This is a genomic window from Vibrio sp. T13N (assembly GCF_032970445.1).
Lineage (GTDB): Bacteria > Pseudomonadota > Gammaproteobacteria > Enterobacterales > Vibrionaceae > Vibrio > Vibrio diabolicus.
This window is the reverse complement of sequence record NZ_JAWJYE010000007.1, coordinates 12,135-30,856: the sequence shown is the minus strand read 5'-3', so window position 1 is coordinate 30,856 and position 18,722 is coordinate 12,135. Positions and strand designations below refer to the sequence as shown.

The window sequence follows — 18,722 nt, the reverse complement described above, 5'->3', positions numbered from 1 at the left end:
ATTTGATTGAAATTATGCGCATTTCATAGATCTACATCACTGTTGGGGTTTGACGTATAGATGTTATCTATAGCTCGCTCCTGACTTCCTATTTTCCCCTCAACAGGGTGTTCTTTAGACTGTCGCTAAAACAACAATCTAAGGGATGAACATGAAACCGAGTTTTATTGCGCTTGCTGTCGCGTCTTGTATTGGTCTTGCTGGGTGTGGGTCAGATTCCTCTGATGCGCCTGTGCAGGTCGACAAACCAATTATTTCAGCCGACTTATATTTACGTGGTTTAAATGGGGATTGGGGCACGGCAGAGCATGCCAAGCTAAACTATTTGGGTAATAACGAGTACGAAACCGTACTGCGCGTCGCTCGAGGTAGCAATCAGTTCAAGATTGCTGATCCGGGTTGGCAGATCCAATACACCTATTTTGAGGAGCCCGCGGCGTTCGATAAAGCTCAGGAGTACCTGCCAAAACCAGACACAAATGAAGCGTGTATGAACGATGATTGCAACTCTGAGATCACGTTTGAAGACAAAGGGTATTACAAGTTTTCTGTGAGCTTTGCCGATGAAAGTCGCGCGACAATGACTGTGACGAAAGCAACGCAAGAAGAAGCGGAAAAATACTACTCTGATGCGATTCTCGACCCTGCAATGGTGCATGAAGGGCATCAGAGTAAAGAAGTGAAACTGTTCGCCAATTACGATGACTCGAGTGATACCGTGATTTTCTCGGTGAAAGATCCTAAAGCTGAGCTGCGTGAATTTGGTATTTCAACGACGACAGAATTGCGTGATGCGCTCGACCAAGGCTTAGTGATTAATGAACAAACAGGGCCGCGAGTGGTATCGGGTGATGTCGCGTTTGACGCGTTGTTTGCGTTGACGATGAAAGAGCTAGACCAGCTTGCTGTTTCTGAAATCAAAGACGGCAATTACAACTACAACAACCCAATCAAAGCGGAAGTTTTTGAGACGGGCACGAAGTGGCATTACGTGTGGACGCGTGATTTGGCGTACGCAGCAGACCTTTCGCTTGCATTGATGAATCCAACTCGCGTGCAAAATGGTCTTAACTTTAAATTGTCTGCTTTCCGCGATACGACTGATCAGCAATATGATGGCGAGCAGATTGTGCAAGACACGGGCACTGGCGGCAGCTGGCCAATCAGTACCGACCGCACGACTTGGGCGCTTGGTGCAGAACGCTTACTTTCGGCATTGGATGGAGAAGAGTACAACCAGTTTGCTGAGCGCGCATATAAAGCTATCAGTAATACACTTGAAGCCGATCGCCTGGCGGCTTTTGATGCGAAATCTGGTTTATACACTGGTGAGCAATCATTCCTCGATTGGCGTGAGCAAACGTATTCAACGTGGACGCCAAACGATGTCAATGCGATTGGTAGCAGCAAAGCGTTATCGACAAACGTGGTTCACTACCGCGCGATTCAGCTCGCGGCTAAGTTGGCAGAGAAGTACGATTCAACCAACGCGGTCAAATACACCGAGTGGGCTGAGCAGTTAAAAACCGCTATCAACGAGCAGTTTTGGAATGCCGAACGCGGTATGTACGTAAGCTATTTGTTTGATAATGGTAAAGACATCGCGGTCGACAAATACGACATGTTGGGCGAAGCACTTGCGATCATCAGTGGCGTGGCAAGTGATGCGCAGGCGAAACAAATCATGGCCAATTACCCACACAGTGAGTTTGGCGTGCCGGTTTACTTCCCTCAACAACCGGACGTGCCTGTGTACCATAACCGCGCAATTTGGCCATTTGTTACCGCGTACAGTTTGCGCGCCGCGCATCAAACACAAAACGTGGCAGCGGCGAACAATGCCATTCAATCGTTGGTTCGTGGTACGGCAACCAATTTATCCAACATGGAAAACTTAGAGTGGCTTTCTGGTAAGTCATTCATCATCCATAGTGATCATGGCGAAGATCCGAGCTTGGATGGCCCAGTGATTAACTCTCAGCGTCAGCTTTGGTCTGTGGGTGGCTACTTGAACATGGTGGTAGAGACCCTATTCGGCATCCATACCGAAACAGGTAAGTTGGAAGTGAAGCCATTTATCACAAGTTGGGTGCGCAATAACTTGTTGGCTCAGTCTGAACAAATCACGTTGGAAAACTTTGTTTTCAAAGGAAAGAACTACTCGGTAACGATTGACTTGCCTGAAGCAAGTAAAGATGAAACAGGTTACTACCCAGTTGAAAATGTCACGATGGATGAAGAGGGGCATTTCCACGTGACACTGGGCGCGCTTGTGAATGTAGATAGCAGCATTACTTTAGTTTCTGGGGTGAAACCGTATGCGAGTGAAGACAGTCGCGTTTATTCTCCGCAAGAGCCAAAACTGGTAGTAAAAAGCGTTGATAATTCGGTTTCGATTGATGTGACGAGCAAGTACAACGTGAACTTGTATCGCAATGGCGAGCTGATTCAAAAGAACGTGATTGCTCAATCTTATTCCGATACGCCAACTGGTTTTGCTTGTTATTTGGCTGAAAGCATTAACGATAAAGGCTTCCGTTCTAACCCAAGCCAACCGGTTTGTGTCGGTGAAGAGATCCGCATCAAACTTGATGGCGAATATCAGCCACTCAAAGTGAGCAAAGACAGTGGCATCGTAAAAGGTGCAGAGTCGTTTACAGCTCCTGTAACGGGCACTTACCAGTTCGATGCTTGGTACAACAATAACCTAGGACAACTTAATACCGGCATCACGAACACCGTGAAATTGTTAGAGGTATTGGATGATGCAGGTAAAGTGGTTGGCCAAGGTTACTTGCAGATGGGCCATATTGGTGAAAACCAAGGTATGCGTTACTCAACGCCAATTGAAGTAGCGTTGGAGCAGGGGAAAACCTATCAGATCGTGCTGAAGGACCACTTCAATATGAGTTACCTCACATCGAATGAAACCTACATCTACGCTGGTGGTATTGAGGGTGAAAAGAACGAAGCGCAAATCGCAGATATTCGAATCACACCTTTAATGTAGGCTGTTTTAACAAAGCTGTGTTCTAAAAACGGTGTTCTAAGAAAGACAAAGCCGCTGAGATTATCAGCGGCTTTGTTGTATTTGCTATCGGGGGCCGTTTACAGGTTAGTTTGCAGCTTGCGGACGAGGCTTACGGCGTTGACCTGATGGTTTGTTTCCTGCAGGCTTAGCATTGTTTGGCTTGCGGTTACCAGACGGTTTACCAGCGTTGCCACTCTTATTACCGTTTGGTTTATTTCCATTCGGTTTATTGCCATTTGGCTTGTTGCCGTTAGGTTTACGGTCATCTGGTTTACTGTTTGTACGACCTTGGCCTTCACGGTTGCCTTTAGGCTTGCCCGCACCACCTTGATTGGTGCTGTTTTTGTTGCCGTTGTTACCACCGTTGAAGCGACGTTTAGGTTTGTTTGCACCATTGCCTGCTTTCTTTTCGGTTGCTGGAGCGTTTTCACCCGCAGCATTTGGCGCTTTTGGTTTTTTCGGCTTCTTAGGTTTTTTTGGTTTGATTGGTCGAGTATCCAGTTTAGATTCTGGCACTATATTGGTTGGCGCAAAACCTTCCAACTCTTTACGTGGTAGCACTTCTTGAATCAAACGTTCAATCGCAAACAGCTCAGATGCTTCTAGCGCACACACCAGTGAAATCGCTTTACCTACTTCGCCCGCGCGGCCAGTACGACCAATACGGTGAACGTAGTCTTCTGCCACTTTAGGTAGCTCAAAGTTCACCACTTGCGGTAATTGAGGAATATCGATACCGCGCGCAGCAATGTCCGTCGCGACCAACACACGAATTTCACCCGATTTAAAATCCGCCAGTGCTTTGGTACGCGCGCCTTGGCTCTTGTTACCGTGGATGGCAGCAGCAGGTAGATTTTGTTCGATCAGGAACTTCGCCAGACGGTTTGCTCCGTGTTTCGTTTTCGTAAACACCAGCACTTGCTTCCAATCGCCGTCTTTGATCAATTTAACCAACATCGGAGCTTTCTTCTTCACGTCTGCTGGGTAGATGCTTTGCTCAACCGTTCTCGCTGTCGAGTTTGCCGGGTTAACGGAAATCTCAACCGGGTTGTTCACCAAGCCTTTCGCAAGGTCGCGGATTTCATCCGAGAAAGTCGCCGAGAAAAGTAGGTTCTGACGTTGTTTTGGTAGCAGAGCTAGGATCTTACGAATGTCACGGATAAAGCCCATATCCAACATGCGGTCTGCTTCATCCAGTACCAAAACTTCTAGTTGGTCGAACTTCACTGCATTTTGGTTGTACAAATCCATCAGGCGGCCTGGTGTCGCAACCAACACATCCGCACCTTTGCGAAGACGCAGCATTTGCGGGTTGATCTTCACACCACCAAAAACAACCGCACTGCTTAGTGGAAGATGACGGCCGTACATAAACACGTTTTCTTGCACCTGAGCCGCAAGTTCACGCGTTGGCGTCAGGATAAGTGCACGAACTTGGTTAGCACGAACGCGAGGGCCATTCGATAAACGCTCAAGAATCGGTAGCGTAAAGCCTGCAGTTTTACCTGTACCAGTCTGCGCTGCTGCCATTACGTCTTTCCCTTCCAAAATAGCAGGAATTGCTTTTGCCTGAATTGGCGAAGGGGTGTCGTAGCCTTTCTCTTGAATAGCTTTAAGGATTGGAGCAGATAGACCTAACGAGGTAAAACCCATATGTATGATTCTCAATTGTAGAGTTAGATAACAACGCGCCGAAAACAAATCGGTACGAAAAGTGCGACATTCTGAGGCTTTTACGCGCTGGCTTCAACTAATTCTGTTATGGATAAATATTTGAACTGGATCTCATTTCTTTTTTGAACAAAAAAGAGCATAGAAAAGTGACGTAGATTCATTCTGTAGTTTGAATGTGTTACGTGTTCTTTCGGAAAAAACAGCGAGACAAATGGTGATTATTAATCACTCAAACGGCTTAAAAATACTTGTTTGATAAATAATCAGAATGATTGAATGTTATTCAGTGTTTTGCCACTCAATTTTAATGGGAATTAGTTAGTAAAGTATTACCAAGTCTCAGATTTGATACATGTCGGTATGGTTAAATGCTGAGCAGAAAGGAATCGACTGATATAAAACAATGAGCTTGATGTGAATGCAAGGATCTCATTCATCATCAAATCGCACTATTATCCCAGCTTGCTAACAAAAGGTTGTACTATGCGCTTTGCTATCCGATTTCTCTACTCACGGCCTCCTTCACACTTTATTCAGAGATCTTTCTGCTTTTACTGCCTGAGTTAAAGCTCTCTAAATATTTGTTCTATTGTTGTATTTAACGGTGGCAAGGCTTGTCTACCTAGAGTGCTTTGTTACTGCAAGTTCTATATTTCTGATGTTATGAATTAATTTTGTGGTTGTGAGAACTAATAAAATGTCGTCAATAAATAACAATTTCTACTGGGTTGGTGAACAGCCTGTCAGTGAGTTAGCTGAAGATATGGTTTTGGTTAATCATATTGATGAGGTGGCAACGGGACTCGGTGGCATGGTGTGTATTGCTTATCAAGATCCACACCAAATAGATACTGCTCTGAAAGCGTTTTATCAGCAGAAAGGGCGTTGGTCTTGGGCGGTTTATGTCTCCGTGGAAACCCCTTATTCTCGATGCGTTACCGACGGTGTATTTGAAGTTAGAGAATCAATAAAAATTTGGCGATCTATTCAAAATAAGCTCGATGCCATTGATGAACCGGAAGTGTTAGACCCTTTGATTGGTTGGCTTGGGGTCAATCGTCAGCGAAGAGTGACTGCTTTAAAAAGCTTAGAGTCTATGTCGGTTTATTCGTACCCAATCATTGATATGTTGTTTCCTGATATTTATTCGACTTATCGATACGTGCTCTCAGAGCAAGGTCGCGGAGTATTAGAAGCGGAAGTACTGCTCGATAGAATTCGTGTTTGTTCCCATTGCAACAGCGGACACTTGAATTATGTAGAGGTGTGCCCGGATTGCAGCAGCATCGATATCGACTCTCAAAGCTCTTTGCACTGTTTCACTTGTGGCCATGTTGGTGAACAACACAGCTTTCAGCGCCGTGGAAAGCTTGAGTGCCCTAAATGTTTGACCCAGCTGCGCCATATCGGTGTTGATTATGATCGCCCGCTTGAAAACCACGTTTGTAATAGTTGCTCCAGTTTATTTGTTGAAGCGGCGACGATCAGTCAATGTTTAAGTTGTGACTCAAAGATCAAAGTCGAAGAGCTTGTTGTCCGTAAAATTTACCAATATCGACTTGGTGAAGTGGGTGAATACATTTTCCAACACGGTAAGTCCATTCAAGCTCCTGAACTCTCGATCAAAGGCAAAGTGGAAGTCAGCTTTTTCCAAAATTTGCTTGCATGGTTAAATAAAGTCGCGCTGAGACACAAAGAACAGCACCTTCTACTTGGACTGCATTTACCGACGATCGATGAATACGGTAAGCAATATGGCGATGCAAAATTGTTCTCATTGATGGATCAACTGACGCGTCGTCTTAGCGGCTTGTTTAGAGATACCGATATCTGTTGTCAGTACAAACAGGATGTGTTGCTTGTCCTAATGCCAAATACGACCAACGCGAGCCTGTCCATTTTACAGCAAAAATTATCGGATCTGGGTGAGCTTGTTGAAGACGAAGAGTTTGAGTTGGATGTCTTTGCTTGGGACCTGCCCGATCCGATCATCGAAGACGGTGTTTCTGTTTGGATGGAATCGCTGATGGGTGAGATTTATGCTGCAAGATAGTCTCGTTCTGCTCGACTATCTTCGAGGTATGCTACTTCACAACGAAGAGTTATGGCTATTGCTGTTTCCCGTCATGATCATTATCGAGCTACCTCTATATTTGCTGGTGCTAACAGGGATATTTCGTTGGTCATATGCGCAAGAAGATCCAGAATTAAAACAGTTCCCTTCAGTGAGTTTCGTTATTACTTGTTATGGTGAAGGTGATGCGATTGGGATCACTATCGATACGTTAGTTGAGCAAGTTTACCCAGGTCATATTGAAGTACTTGCTGTGGTTGATGGGGCGGTACAAAACCAAGATACCTATCAAGCCGCGTTAAATGGTGAGAAAAGGCATGCAGGCGTTCGTAATCGTAAAGTGCGCGTGTTGCCAAAATGGCAACGAGGAGGTCGGGTTTCAACACTGAATGCCGGCTTATCAATGGCTAGTGGGGAAATCGTCATTAACGTGGATGGAGATACGTCATTCGATAACGACATGGTCTTCACCATGATGAAACAGTTTGCGGATAAAAATGTGATTGCGAGCGGTGGTGCGTTAAGAGTTCGCAACCATAACGCCAACTTGTTGACCAAAATGCAATCCTTGGAGTACATGCTGTCGATGCAAGCCGGTAAAACGGGGATGGCGACATGGGGAGTGCTCAATAACATTTCTGGCGCCTTCGGAGCGTTTCGTAAGAACCTGCTTAAGCAAGTGGGGGGCTGGGATACGCATACCGCAGAAGATCTCGACTTAACCATGCGCTTGAAGCAATACAAACGTCGTTATCCTGATAATAAGTTGGCCTTTTCGACGCACTCCATCGGCCATACTGATGTGCCAGATACGTTGAAAGGTTTGGTATTGCAGCGGCTGCGTTGGGATGGCGATTTATTGTTTTTGTTTTTGCGTAAACACAATGAAGGGTTGTCTCCACGGCTACTTGGTTGGGGGAACTTTTTATTCACTTTGGCTTATGGCGTGATTCAAAACGTTTTATTGCCGCTGCTTGTGGTGATATTTAGCGTGTACATGGTGATTGTCTATCCAATTAAATTTGTATTGGCGTTGATGCTAATGCTCTATTTTGTCTACCTCTTCTTATCTGCTCTGATTTTTGTTGTCTACATTGGGCTTGTATCAGAGAGAAAAACAGAGGATTTGAAGTCAGCGAAATGGTTATTTCTTTACCCTGTCTACCAGTTTTTCATGCGTCTGATTACCGCTTTCTCAATGGTTAATGAAGTTGTGAGGAGAAGTCATGAAGAATCGAGTATGGCACCTTGGTGGGTATTGAAGCGAGGTAAAAAGTTTTAGTATGAAAGTTAACTTTCACTTAGATAAGAAAAACAAGCCGCAGTCTGAGAACGGGATGAAAGTCGTCTACGGACAGGCAAAGCGTGGCGGTTATCGTCTCCGTTGGTACTTGATTTTAGCGATTGTAATCAGTCCGCTTTTGTTTATGGCTTATTACTTGTTTAGAACGCAAGTGTTAGTGACGGCGCCTGCCGTTATCACGTCACATCCACTTACGGTGACGGCAACTCGCTCTGCCATTGTTGGGCCAGTGCCTGTGAATGTCGGTACGGAAGTGACTCAGGATCAAGCGCTGCTGTTGTTAAAAGATAATGCGTTGAACAAAGAGATTGATTTCATTAAAGATGAGCTGGTGAAACTGTCTAAAAATCAGGTGCAAAGTACTGATGAGCTATACAAAAGTGCTATTGAAAGCTCAGCCGAAGGCTTGAAGAAGGTTCGTGATATTCAGAAAAAATACGACCTTTACAGAAAGAAAGGGCAAGTGTCTGAGGTGGATTACGCGGCTATTGTGAGTGTGAATAACTCACTGAGTAATCAGTTAAGCAGTCAGAAAATTGCTTATGTGGATGCGATGCGTAACTTGGAAGAGTTAGAGTTGGCTGGTCCAGTGACACAAGAGTATCGTTCTTTAATGCGTGAGCTGGTAGTAAAGCGTGCTCAACAAGAAGATCTCACCTTCCGTTCTCCTATGAACGGTCGTGTACTCGATATTCATGTGCATGAGGGGCAAAATGTATCGGAAAATACGCCATTGCTCACGATTGCTCGCAACGTGACACCTGAAATTACGGCTTTTCTAAATCCTAAATACCTCGAATACAGCAATATGGAAACCAAAGCAAAAGTCGTATTTCCTGATGGTCGAAAGTTTAATGCGACGGTATCGAAGCCGGTTGAGGTTGTGAACAAATTGCCTTCAGAACTTCAAAGCCCATTTGAAGGGCAGCCAGCCTATTTAAAAGTCACACTGAGCTTTGATGAGCCGTTGGAAAAAAGTCGATGGATTGAAGGGGTCGAAGTGGAAGTTCGCTTTTAACGTTGGTTGATTGAGTAGGAAAGGAGCGAAAAGCTCCTTTTATTTTGGTTGTTAACGCGCCTTTAGTGGCCTTTAGCATGCATTAAAAACGCGCTAGTCAGTTGCTGAAAGAGTGAATCTATCGAGGGGCGGTCGGATATATGATTGAAGAGCGGTGTGTGGACATCACCACGAATATCATCGTTGTGACCGCACAGTTGATTACACAATTTTACCGGTGCGACAATCTTTTCAACGTCGGCATCAATCAGAATGCATGCTTGTGATAACACCACTTGTCCACCGCCTTTTTTCAATAAAACGCGCTGCGCGGTTCCCACAACTTTTTGACCACCAATATTGAGGTTGTACTCGCCGTCACAGTACGAATAAGGCGTAGCATGGACATCTACTTTCACGCCCAGTTGCTCAAAGAAAACTGTCAAAATCGCACACAAATCGAGATACGCTTTCTTGATGTCGTAAGGCTCACCGTCTGGCCAGTGATAGATGTGGGATAGATTAATAATACCCGGTACTTGAGGGACGGGGGCACCGCCAGTTTTACGAGAAAAGAGTTTCCAGCCAGACGCATTTAACGCATGTTCTAACTCATTAGACACTGGCCATTTCTTACCCGCGGGAAGCACGAGCGTCGGGCTTTTTACTTGCCAAAGTAATAGCACTTGCGAGAGTTGGTTGGACTGAACTTGTTTAATGAGCTCATCTTCTTTTTCAAATGCATCAGCGACTTCCGTAGCCGTATAGCGAATTAGCTTATTTTTAGAAACCAAACTCTATCCCTCATCCGTATATTATCGCTACTGTTTTATCTTAGATGCCATGTGATTACTAGCGGTATACGCTGCCTTTAGAGTTTTCTTCGCTTCCATTATTTCTATTTAAAGGGGCGATAGAAATATTTTGTTGGTCATCACATAAGCAATTCATAAAATCCGCCATCTAAATAATTTTTAGGCGATATGACTATGAAAAAGCGAGTGATGTGTCTTGCGTTAGCGGCATCATTGACGGGATGTGTGACGTTCCCGACCCAAGAATCTGAGCAAGTCCAAGTGCTTTGGGACAACGTGAATGCGATTGAAAACTGCGAGCTAATGGGAACGGTAATTGGCTCGGAAGGGCACTTTTATGATTATTGGCTGCACGCAGATAAAGACATGGTTTGGGGTACGTTAAACCAAATGCGCATCAAAGCGGCAGATTTGGGCGCAGATACATTGTATTTATATGAGCCGTTGGACTTCTCCACATCGGTTACTATGTTTGCCAATGCTTATAAGTGCAAACAGCCATAATTTTACTTTTCCGAAAGCAAAGACAGGCGAAATGTGCCTGTCTTTGAGTTTGCTGCCAAACAACAAGTTTACGTCTGTGCGCGTTGTGATGAGCACTTTTCAGTTAATTTACGTTCGCTGTAGCCACAGCCGTCGTGTCAGAAAATGACAGCGTGAAGTCTTGTTCGGTATTTAATACTTTGGCCGGGAACTCTAAGCTTAACTGTGCGTGTGGTGCGACTTCTGACGCGATACTGGTGACGAATTTTCGGGTTTCACCCGGAGAGATTGACAAGTTGTTTCCCCCTCGTGATGAGAGCTCTGCGATTCCCATGGTTTCAAGCGTATTACCCGCAGTATCTGCTAAGTTCAACAAAGACTCCGATTTATACACTAGCTCTCCGCTTTCGGTGCGATAGGCATTAAACGTGTTGAAGTTTGGCTGTAATGAACCTTGTGAACCGACGTTAGTCACGGAAAACGTCACATTAGAGCCATCAAAATTCTCGACTTTCACCAACACGTTACCGTCTTGGTAACGCGCTGCTGCGGCAGCACTGGCTTGCTGTTTCTGTCTCTGTTGTTCTTTCTCAATGTTGCTTAACTGTTCCTGCTCGCTAGCAATTCTATTTTCTGCCATGGCGTAAGATTGATCCACCATTGCTAGCAAAGCGGGGATTGAATACAACGTGAGACCTTCCAAATGGTCAAAGTCGATTTTGGCATGCTGAGTAAGTTCGTGGTTCGAGAACTGGCAGTAACCATCAATCAAGCTAACAAATGCGACTTCAAAAGTGCCTTGTAATCGGCTCACTTCCAGTGCGGCTTTTTCCAAATCTGAGCGTACTTTTCTGATCTCTTCCAATGTCTTTTGTGGCAAACGTCCATTGGGTGACACGTCGTTGGAAACCGAGACCAGTGCTTCGGTCACAAATGGATTGTTTTTGGCTGGAATCACCGTGGTGATGCGGTTGGATTTAGTGATGTCTTCGCCCAGTAAAACCATCATTTTTTGCGATACGGCAGTTGTGTTGCCCGCTAAAACATCACTACAGTTTGGAGACGTATTCGCATACGCGGCGAATGCGGTAAAAAGTGAAAAGATAACGGACCAGCCAGTGGCGACGAGTCCTGTCGTGGTTCGAGTGTTCATCCTGATAACCCCTCTGTCATTTGGTGCGATTCACTGACGTAATTGCCAATCAAAAGATTGGCTCGCGACATTCAGAATGGTTCTGGTCAATCCTTCGTAGTGGGTATGCCCGCAGATGCTTTCTAGTCGTTTTCTCAATCGCTAAGCCACGACTGAGTAAAGTGTCTGAAATTGAGAACATTAATGCTGCGAAGTTGATGTCTTTTGTTTGAAAGATAGACGTAACTTTTCTAACCATCAAATACGTGATTAGGTTCTCATTTTTATATGAGTGAGAGGATCAAGAGAAAACAGGCACTTACTGTAGAGAGTTGATTTGAGAGAAAAATATAAAATTTTTTGGGGAACTTTTTTGATGCTGCCTTTGAGACTTTTTCGAATCTCAAAGGCAGATTCTAACGCATGCGCTCAATTACAATGCGTTAAGTACATCCGCAAGTCGAGTGACAGCAGTCGTCAGTTCTTCTGGTGTGGCATTGGTAAAGTTAAGACGCAGAGCGGCTTTTACCTTTGAACCTTCCGGATAAAATACCGGGCTTGGCACCACAGCAACCCAGTTTGCGAGAAGGGTCTTCGCAAGTTCGAATGTGTCGCATTCTGGAATTTCTACCCAGACAAACATGCCACCATCGACAGGTTTGAGTACGCAACTTTCTGGCAGCTGTTTTTGCAGCTCAGTAAACATGACATCGTAACGCGATTTGTAAAGCGCACAGATGGTTGAAATGTGCGTTTCGAAGTTGTCATGTTGCAGTAGACCATGCAGCAAAGCTTGCATAGGAATACTAGAGTGCAGATCGGCACCTTGTTTGATTTTGATGAGTGGCTCAAGGTAACTGCGTTTGCCCGTTACCACACCAATACGCAAGCCTGGTGAGGCGATTTTGGAGAATGAACGCAATACGATGGAGTGCTGCGGGCAGAAATCCGAAACCAGTGGCAGTGCTTCACCAGAAAAACGCAGCTCGCGGTATGGTGCGTCTTCAATGAATGCAACGTCGTATTGGATACAAAGTTCGGCAACTTTTTGGCGAGTCTCTAGCGCCCAGCATACGCCCGTTGGGTTGTGAAAATCAGGTACGGCGTAGAACATTTTTGGTTGCTGCGTGGCAAAGCATTGCTCGAGTTCTTCAAGGTTTGGGCCACACTCGGTTTGCGAAACGGTCACGATGTTGGCTTGCACTAAACCGAATACTTGCATAGCACCAAGGTAGCTTGGTGCTTCCATCACCACTTTATCGCCCGGATTCACGTACGCACGCGCAATCAAATCTAGCCCTTGCTGAGAACCCGTTGTGATCATCGCCAAATGAGATTCTGGTAGCTGGTAATAATCGGTCAAAAAGTTAAGTAGCGGTGCGTAGCCTGCTGTTGCGCCGTATTGAAACACCTCTGGCATGTTCGCGAGGTTTTCGAGCGTCGGTTTCATTAAGTCGATCGGGAAGGTTTTTTCGTCCGGTAAGCCACCCGCAAGAGAAATGACGTTCTTATCACTCGCTGCTGCGAGGATCTCTCGAATGTAGGATGACTTAGTTTGTTGTAATGACTGTGCTATTTCCATGTGCTGTGCTTCTCGTAATTGTCTTTTTTATGTCAGAAATAGTATAGGTAAATTGCCAAGCTTGGTGTGTCCATTTATGCTGTTAAACATGTCTATTTATGCTATTTGAGCGAAAGTTTACTCCGTGAGCCATCAACAAGTTTCCAGAATCAATGACGTGTTGTTTTACATTCATCAGGACATTAGCAGAGAGTTATCGGCTAAAGAGCTAGCAGATGTAGCAGCCTATTCTGAACAACACTTCCATCGTATTTTTAAAAATGTGGTAGGGGAATCTGTCCATCAATATATCCGCCGCACAAGAATGGAATACGCCGCCAATCAACTGATGTTTGATACCAGCTCATCGGTGTTAGACATTGCTAACAAGTGCGGATTTAGCTCAGTATCTTCTTTTAGCCGAGCGTTTAAAGCAACGTTCGCTATGTCACCTGGTGCGTGGAGAAAGCATGATTTACAAGTCGCAGAAAAACCGTATTTGAAGGATCCGGAAGTAGCAGCGGGTTATCATCGTGTTGCTAAACGCGAGTTGCCAGAACCTAAAATTATGGAGGTTCCACAACGCTTTGCGGCGTATGTACGGCATGAGGGTTATAGCCGTTCCATTCGCAACGCGTGGCTGATTTTGAAAGCGTGGGCAAGTTCTGAGAATCGGGACTTTTCGGTTCAATACGGCTTGCATCACTCCAATCCTGCTTGGGTTGAACTCGACAAGTGTCGTTATGTGGCTTGTATGGCAATTGATACGCCGCTCAAAGTGCGCGGCGTCGTGAATCAAATGACCATCCCAGGCGGTTTACATGCCGTCTTTCGCTTAACGGGAGTATATGGTGAGCTTCTTCCTCAACTGAGTATGGTATTAGAGAAGTGGTTGCCTAACTCTGGCTTTAAACAGCGTTCTACGCCCGCTTATGTCCATTATCATAAAAATCACTTTCTCAGCCATGATGAGGCGTTTGAGCTGGATTTCTATCTGCCCATTAGCTTCTTCTAAGGATGAAAACGAACGTATTATCTTGTGAGTCGATTTGTGGTGAGCAAAGAGCTGACCAAGAACGCCATGAAGAAAAGGCAGAGCTTGTGCTGACTCTGCCATTTCTAGGGGATCTTAAAAGTTTGCGTCTGTATCAGTACCAACGGATACGTTAAGTCCGCTAGTTGATTGATAAATGCTGAAAGTTTCGCCAGCGACAATACCTTCTTCAGAATCGTCATTTGCCGTACAGGTATAACCGACCGAGTAAGTACCAGGTTCTACAAAACCGAATTCGTACTCGTAATTTGCATCATCAACGTCTTGAACCACGTTCGCTGCTGCGATTGGCATTGCTTGGCCTTCTGCGCCGGCAAATGGCCCCATGTTTTCTTCGGCGATATTTCCTTGATATAAGTAGACCGCGTGCGAATATCCATTTGCACTTGGGGTATCCGTTTCGCAGCTTTGATAGGTCAATGTTGCGACATCACCCTGAATCTCCCCCGTTGTAACCGTGTTAATTAAAGTGACGGAGGTGCGTTGAATGCTGTAGCCTTCGTTTTGGCCTGTTCCGTCTTTTAAGCCACGGCGCAGATCAAATTCAACTACGAACTCATTATTGTCAGGGTTGACTGCAAAGGTGTTGTTAAAGAACAGTACTCCAGAGTCAGGATCCTTTCCGACACCTTGTGGGCAAGCACCATCACCTTTGACGGTCAGTGGGATTTGATTTCCTGTCGCTTCGTCAATCACATACGATGGGTAGTTTGGATGATCGCCATCATTAGCAAACACGCAGAGTTTATAATTACCAGTTGGTATCAGTTCATCATCCACCAATTCTTGCGCGTCACTGCCTTGGAAGTTGAGTAAGTTAACACTTAGTGGGAGTGGATCTTCACCATCGGGAAGGGGGTTACCATCTTCGTCGACCAAATTGCCTTCTTCGTCTGTTTTATACACATCGAATACTTGTGGTGTGCCACCATCCAGAGGAAGAAATGCAACTTTGTTATATGTGATCACCACTTCTGATACGTCATCAATAGGGGCATCTGATACAGACAAAGTAACAGGAGTCATTGTACTGACAGAGTCACTGTCTGAATTACAGCCAATAAGTGCAACGGCTATTGATGCACTGATTAGGCCAATTTTCATGCTGTTCATTAGATGTACCTTTTTATGAGAAGTGTATTAAATGTAGCTTATTATTGACAAAATACAGAATAACAACGAGCGGAGTTACCGGGTCGAAAACAGTGACGAACCATCATTAAGACGTTCAGTAAAAGTGTGCTCAAATCGACGATATTGTGCTCAATGAAGTGCTATGGTTAAGAATGTGTCGCTCAAAAAATGAGCGGAGATATACATCAATAACTCTAGCCAAGAGGTCTCTATGTTAGGTGAAAATCACTCATTAACTCATGAATTCCCAGAACATTTGGATACCATTACTCAGCTTGCCGAAAACGATGCATCATTTGCTGAAACCGTTAAAAACTACAATGCTTTAGATAAGGAAATCCGCGTACTAGAACTGCAAGGAAGCCCGATTGATGATCACGAAATGAACGTGTTAAAACATAATCGAGCTGAGCTCAAAGATTGGCTCCACTCGAGAATTATGGGCTCTTAGCGACGCAATGATCATCGGCTCGTAATCTACGAGCCGATTTTAGTTTCAAGGGACGATGCCAAGTATTCCAACATTAGAATTGCTGAGCAGGAGCTTGGAGTGGCAGGTGGCCTGTTTTTACCCAAATGACCGTTTCTTGCTCTACAAAAGGAAAGTGCTCACTCATATGTGGACTGCGTATCCAAGAGTAGGGAGGATAGGTTCCTAGCTCGTCTTTAAATTCCCCCGATAACACAAAAATTTCTTCACCACCAAAGTGACGGTGTGCTTGAAACTTCTCGCCTTTCAGCCATTTAACCAATGCGACATGTTCATGCTCAAAATCATGCAATGGCATGACTTTCAGCCCACCGATGCCAGGTAACCAATTCGCTTCGTTCGTGTTGATGCGAACTGTTTCAAGATCATCAGAATTGAATTGATTTAGTTTAACTAAAATCACACAGCCTTCTTTGCTATAGGGCGCATGTTGACTTCCAGGAGGGTTACGCAAGTAGGTTCCAGCAGGGTAGTCACCATGTTCGTCAGAGAACACTCCTTCGAGCACTAATATTTCTTCTCCGTGAGGATGAGGATGAGTCGAAAAGTGCGAGTTTGGCTCATACTTCACTACGCTGGTGGTGTGCCCTGATTCTTTGGCTTCTCTTTCCAAAGGTTTACGCCACACGCCTTTGGAAGGGCTGGCGATCCACTCCTGTTCACCTGTTTCTATCACGATTCTTTTCGAGAAATCCATATTCAACATACTGAAATTCCGTTACTTATCTAATGATTGACTCTCAATAGTATACGTATAAAAAACATCAATTGATTCACTTGTTGATAGTCAAAATCAGGGATTGAATACGAGCTAGCAGTCGGAACCGAGTTAAATTTCTGCTTGTGTAATGATAATTGTTATATTATAACATCGCAAAATTAAATGTTATAACATAACAAAAGGAAAGAAGTAGTGAATAAGAAATTGGTTTCTCTCGCGATCGGTAGCATTTTTGCGTCCCCTGTTTTTGCCGATACATTATCGAACCCACAGATTGGTGTTGTTGTTGATGGCTACTACCAAGATGGTCAACGTCATAATTCTGAGCGCGAAGAAGGCTTTGGCCTAGGCCATACGGAATTGAACTTATCATCAAATATTGACGATAAGTTTCACGGTGCGTTGACCGCTGTTCTTGAAAGTCATGGCGATGAGACAGAATTAGAGCTTGAAGAAGCATTCATCGAAACTTTGGCATTGCCATACGGTGTAAACGTGCGCGCAGGTCGATTCCTATCTGACTTCGGTTACCTCAACAATCAACACATGCACACTGACAGTTTCGTTGAACGCCCAATTGCTTACCGTACTTTCCTTGGTTCGCATTACTATGATGACGGTGTACGCGCAAACATCGTTCTGCCAACCGATCTTTACGTGAAGTTTGGTGTAGAAGCATTAAGCGGCAACAAGATGTCTTCTGTTGAAGATGGCTCTAAAGTTGGTGTTTACACGACAACGATGAAGCTTGGTAATGATTTCTCTGAATCTTCAAGTTGGCAGTTTGGTTTAAGTTACCTGCGTAACGAAAATGGTAAAGTTAAAGAATTCGAAGATCACGACCATGGTCATGGTCACGAAGAAGAACATGACCACAGCCACGCTGCGGCTGTAACGGGTGCGAACCTATACGGCGCAGATTTTGTGTGGAAGTGGGCAACAGATGGTAATTACAAATACAGCAACTTCACGCTATCGGCTGAATACATGCTGCTAGACGGTGTGGTAGACAGTAAATATAAGAACGATACAGAGTCACCAGACAACCTAAGCGCATACTATGTTTCGGGCGTTTACCGCTTCAACCCAAGTTGGTCTGCAGGCCTACGTTACGGCGAAGCAGAAAGCTATGATGGCCACGCACACGGCGATCACATGCATTTCACAGCACTGAATGATAAAGAGATGGATGCGATGATCGCATGGGATTCTTCTCATTTCGGTACGATCCGTGCGCAATTCACTCGCATTGATAACCAAGACAGCGAAACAGACAACGTGTTTACTCTGCAATACGTAATGACATTTGGAGCGCACGGTGCACATGCGTTCTAAACTTGCGATAAGTAAATGCAGTTTAGTGATGATGGCGGCGGGATCTGCCATCATCTCTTCGCCTGCTTTGGCTCTCAACATTTTCGTTTGTGAGCCTGAATGGAAAGCTTTTCTTGAAAGTCATGCCCCAAACGCCACCATTTACTCAGCAACCACGGCTAAGCAAGATCCGCATTATGTTCAAGCTCGTCCGTCTTTGATTGCCAAGATGCGCCAAGCTGACATGGCGATGTGCTCTGGCGCTGAGTTGGAGGTAGGTTGGTTGCCGATGCTTCAAAATCGAAGTGGCAATAGTGCCGTTCAAAATGGTGCTCAAAGCATGATTTATGCAACCGATTTCGTGCGTATGTTGGACTCTCATGATCATGTTGACCGCAGCATGGGGGACATTCATGCGCACGGAAACCCACATGTTCAATTTGCGGCAAATGACATGATTCCATTATCTCGTAAAGTAACGGAGCGCTTAAAAGCGATTGATCCCGACAACGCGCAAAGTTACCAAGTTAATGGTATGAAGTTTCGCGCGCAGTGGCAAAAAAAGCTCAATGAATGGGAACAAAAAGCTCAACCATTACAGGGGAAACGGGTCGTTGGATATCACTCCACCTACCGATACTTGTTTGATTGGCTAGGTATGGTTCAAGTCGCGGATCTTGAACCGAAACCGGGGATATCGCCAACGACCTCACATCTACAATCTTTAACTCAATTGGATGCCAAACAGTTTGACGCTATTGTGTTTTCATCTCATCAAGATCAACGTCCGGCTATGTGGTTACAGCAACAAACGGATAAGCCTTTAGCGCAGCTACCTTTGACGGTCTCAAAACAGCAAAGTTTAGATGAGCTCTATGATGAAGTGATTACTGATCTGCTCGCCATGTTGGTATCACCCAGTTCAGTGAAATTTTAATT

The 18,722-nt window shown here is 44.9% G+C and carries 15 protein-coding genes; 9 read left to right on the top strand and 6 right to left on the bottom strand.

Annotated features, from left to right (window positions below):
* The first annotated feature begins 151 nt into the window (after positions 1 to 151).
* Entirely contained in the window at positions 152 to 3,010 is a 2,859-nt protein-coding gene (locus R2S67_RS13065) for an MGH1-like glycoside hydrolase domain-containing protein (RefSeq protein ID WP_317344956.1), read from the top strand.
* Positions 3,011 to 3,115: 105 nt separating this feature from the next.
* On the opposite strand, the gene R2S67_RS13060 is transcribed toward R2S67_RS13065, so the two are convergent.
* On the bottom strand, positions 3,116 to 4,684 hold the full coding sequence (locus R2S67_RS13060) for a DEAD/DEAH box helicase (RefSeq protein WP_317344955.1): 1,569 nt from the start codon (positions 4,682 to 4,684) through the stop codon (positions 3,116 to 3,118).
* Between the two features lie 718 nt (positions 4,685 to 5,402).
* On the opposite strand from R2S67_RS13060, the gene R2S67_RS13055 reads away from it, so the two are divergent.
* Genes R2S67_RS13055 through R2S67_RS13045 form a run of 3 tightly spaced genes read left to right on the top strand, consistent with a single transcriptional unit; the run spans position 5,403 to position 9,100 of the window.
* Complete coding sequence (locus R2S67_RS13055) at positions 5,403 to 6,758, top strand: diguanylate cyclase domain-containing protein (protein WP_317344954.1); 1,356 nt, start codon at positions 5,403 to 5,405, stop codon at positions 6,756 to 6,758.
* Entirely contained in the window at positions 6,745 to 8,061 is a 1,317-nt protein-coding gene (locus R2S67_RS13050) for a glycosyltransferase family 2 protein (protein ID WP_182018753.1), read from the top strand. Before R2S67_RS13055 ends, R2S67_RS13050 begins: the two co-directional genes overlap by 14 nt.
* A 1-nt stretch (position 8,062) precedes the next feature.
* Positions 8,063 to 9,100 (top strand): HlyD family secretion protein, encoded by a 1,038-nt coding sequence (locus R2S67_RS13045; protein WP_237284870.1) that lies wholly within the window; start codon positions 8,063 to 8,065, stop codon positions 9,098 to 9,100.
* Positions 9,101 to 9,162: 62 nt separating this feature from the next.
* On the opposite strand, the gene R2S67_RS13040 is transcribed toward R2S67_RS13045, so the two are convergent.
* On the bottom strand, positions 9,163 to 9,873 hold the full coding sequence (locus tag R2S67_RS13040) for a lipoyl protein ligase domain-containing protein (RefSeq protein ID WP_317344953.1): 711 nt from the start codon (positions 9,871 to 9,873) through the stop codon (positions 9,163 to 9,165).
* A 195-nt stretch (positions 9,874 to 10,068) separates the two neighbouring features.
* On the opposite strand from R2S67_RS13040, the gene R2S67_RS13035 reads away from it, so the two are divergent.
* Entirely contained in the window at positions 10,069 to 10,398 is a 330-nt protein-coding gene (locus tag R2S67_RS13035) for a DUF4156 domain-containing protein (RefSeq protein ID WP_005392758.1), read from the top strand.
* A gap of 103 nt (positions 10,399 to 10,501) precedes the next feature.
* On the opposite strand, the gene R2S67_RS13030 is transcribed toward R2S67_RS13035, so the two are convergent.
* Positions 10,502 to 11,530, bottom strand: coding sequence for a hypothetical protein (locus R2S67_RS13030; protein ID WP_025592802.1), 1,029 nt, complete (start codon positions 11,528 to 11,530; stop codon positions 10,502 to 10,504).
* A gap of 412 nt (positions 11,531 to 11,942) precedes the next feature.
* Positions 11,943 to 13,091 carry a PLP-dependent aminotransferase family protein gene (locus R2S67_RS13025; protein ID WP_182018749.1) on the bottom strand — a complete coding sequence of 383 codons (1,149 nt, stop codon included), beginning with the start codon at positions 13,089 to 13,091 and terminating at the stop codon, positions 11,943 to 11,945.
* 124 nt (positions 13,092 to 13,215) lie between these two features.
* Between R2S67_RS13025 and R2S67_RS13020 the strand changes: the two genes are divergently transcribed.
* Positions 13,216 to 14,085 carry a GyrI-like domain-containing protein gene (locus tag R2S67_RS13020; protein WP_203343479.1) on the top strand — a complete coding sequence of 290 codons (870 nt, stop codon included), beginning with the start codon at positions 13,216 to 13,218 and terminating at the stop codon, positions 14,083 to 14,085.
* A 114-nt stretch (positions 14,086 to 14,199) separates the two neighbouring features.
* Here the strand turns inward: R2S67_RS13020 and R2S67_RS13015 are convergent, their stop codons facing one another.
* On the bottom strand, positions 14,200 to 15,237 hold the full coding sequence (locus R2S67_RS13015) for a DUF4382 domain-containing protein (RefSeq protein WP_317344951.1): 1,038 nt from the start codon (positions 15,235 to 15,237) through the stop codon (positions 14,200 to 14,202).
* A 232-nt stretch (positions 15,238 to 15,469) separates the two neighbouring features.
* On the opposite strand from R2S67_RS13015, the gene R2S67_RS13010 reads away from it, so the two are divergent.
* Complete coding sequence (locus tag R2S67_RS13010; RefSeq protein ID WP_005392770.1) at positions 15,470 to 15,709, top strand: YdcH family protein; 240 nt, start codon at positions 15,470 to 15,472, stop codon at positions 15,707 to 15,709.
* Between the two features lie 73 nt (positions 15,710 to 15,782).
* Here R2S67_RS13010 and R2S67_RS13005 read toward each other — a convergent pair whose 3' ends face one another.
* Positions 15,783 to 16,454 carry a cupin domain-containing protein gene (locus tag R2S67_RS13005; RefSeq protein ID WP_317344949.1) on the bottom strand — a complete coding sequence of 224 codons (672 nt, stop codon included), beginning with the start codon at positions 16,452 to 16,454 and terminating at the stop codon, positions 15,783 to 15,785.
* Between the two features lie 207 nt (positions 16,455 to 16,661).
* Here R2S67_RS13005 and R2S67_RS13000 point away from each other — a divergent pair, with 207 nt between their 5' ends.
* Positions 16,662 to 17,804 (top strand): hypothetical protein, encoded by a 1,143-nt coding sequence (locus tag R2S67_RS13000; protein WP_317344948.1) that lies wholly within the window; start codon positions 16,662 to 16,664, stop codon positions 17,802 to 17,804.
* Positions 17,794 to 18,720, top strand: coding sequence for a metal ABC transporter solute-binding protein, Zn/Mn family (locus R2S67_RS12995; protein WP_317344947.1), 927 nt, complete (start codon positions 17,794 to 17,796; stop codon positions 18,718 to 18,720). Before R2S67_RS13000 ends, R2S67_RS12995 begins: the two co-directional genes overlap by 11 nt.
* Positions 18,721 to 18,722 lie beyond the last annotated feature (2 nt).

What these genes read in the sequence shown, in the direction of transcription:
- R2S67_RS13065 (WP_317344956.1), top strand. Translation starts at nt 152, where the DNA reads ATGAAACCGAGTTTTATTGCGCTTGCTGTCGCGTCTTGTATTGGTCTT.
- R2S67_RS13060 (WP_317344955.1), bottom strand. Translation starts at nt 4,684, where the DNA reads ATGGGTTTTACCTCGTTAGGTCTATCTGCTCCAATCCTTAAAGCTATT.
- R2S67_RS13055 (WP_317344954.1), top strand. Translation starts at nt 5,403, where the DNA reads ATGTCGTCAATAAATAACAATTTCTACTGGGTTGGTGAACAGCCTGTC.
- R2S67_RS13050 (WP_182018753.1), top strand. Translation starts at nt 6,745, where the DNA reads ATGCTGCAAGATAGTCTCGTTCTGCTCGACTATCTTCGAGGTATGCTA.
- R2S67_RS13045 (WP_237284870.1), top strand. Translation starts at nt 8,063, where the DNA reads ATGAAAGTTAACTTTCACTTAGATAAGAAAAACAAGCCGCAGTCTGAG.
- R2S67_RS13035 (WP_005392758.1), top strand. Translation starts at nt 10,069, where the DNA reads ATGAAAAAGCGAGTGATGTGTCTTGCGTTAGCGGCATCATTGACGGGA.
- R2S67_RS13030 (WP_025592802.1), bottom strand. Translation starts at nt 11,530, where the DNA reads ATGAACACTCGAACCACGACAGGACTCGTCGCCACTGGCTGGTCCGTT.
- R2S67_RS13025 (WP_182018749.1), bottom strand. Translation starts at nt 13,091, where the DNA reads ATGGAAATAGCACAGTCATTACAACAAACTAAGTCATCCTACATTCGA.
- R2S67_RS13015 (WP_317344951.1), bottom strand. Translation starts at nt 15,237, where the DNA reads ATGAACAGCATGAAAATTGGCCTAATCAGTGCATCAATAGCCGTTGCA.
- R2S67_RS13010 (WP_005392770.1), top strand. Translation starts at nt 15,470, where the DNA reads ATGTTAGGTGAAAATCACTCATTAACTCATGAATTCCCAGAACATTTG.
- R2S67_RS13005 (WP_317344949.1), bottom strand. Translation starts at nt 16,454, where the DNA reads ATGTTGAATATGGATTTCTCGAAAAGAATCGTGATAGAAACAGGTGAA.
- R2S67_RS12995 (WP_317344947.1), top strand. Translation starts at nt 17,794, where the DNA reads ATGCGTTCTAAACTTGCGATAAGTAAATGCAGTTTAGTGATGATGGCG.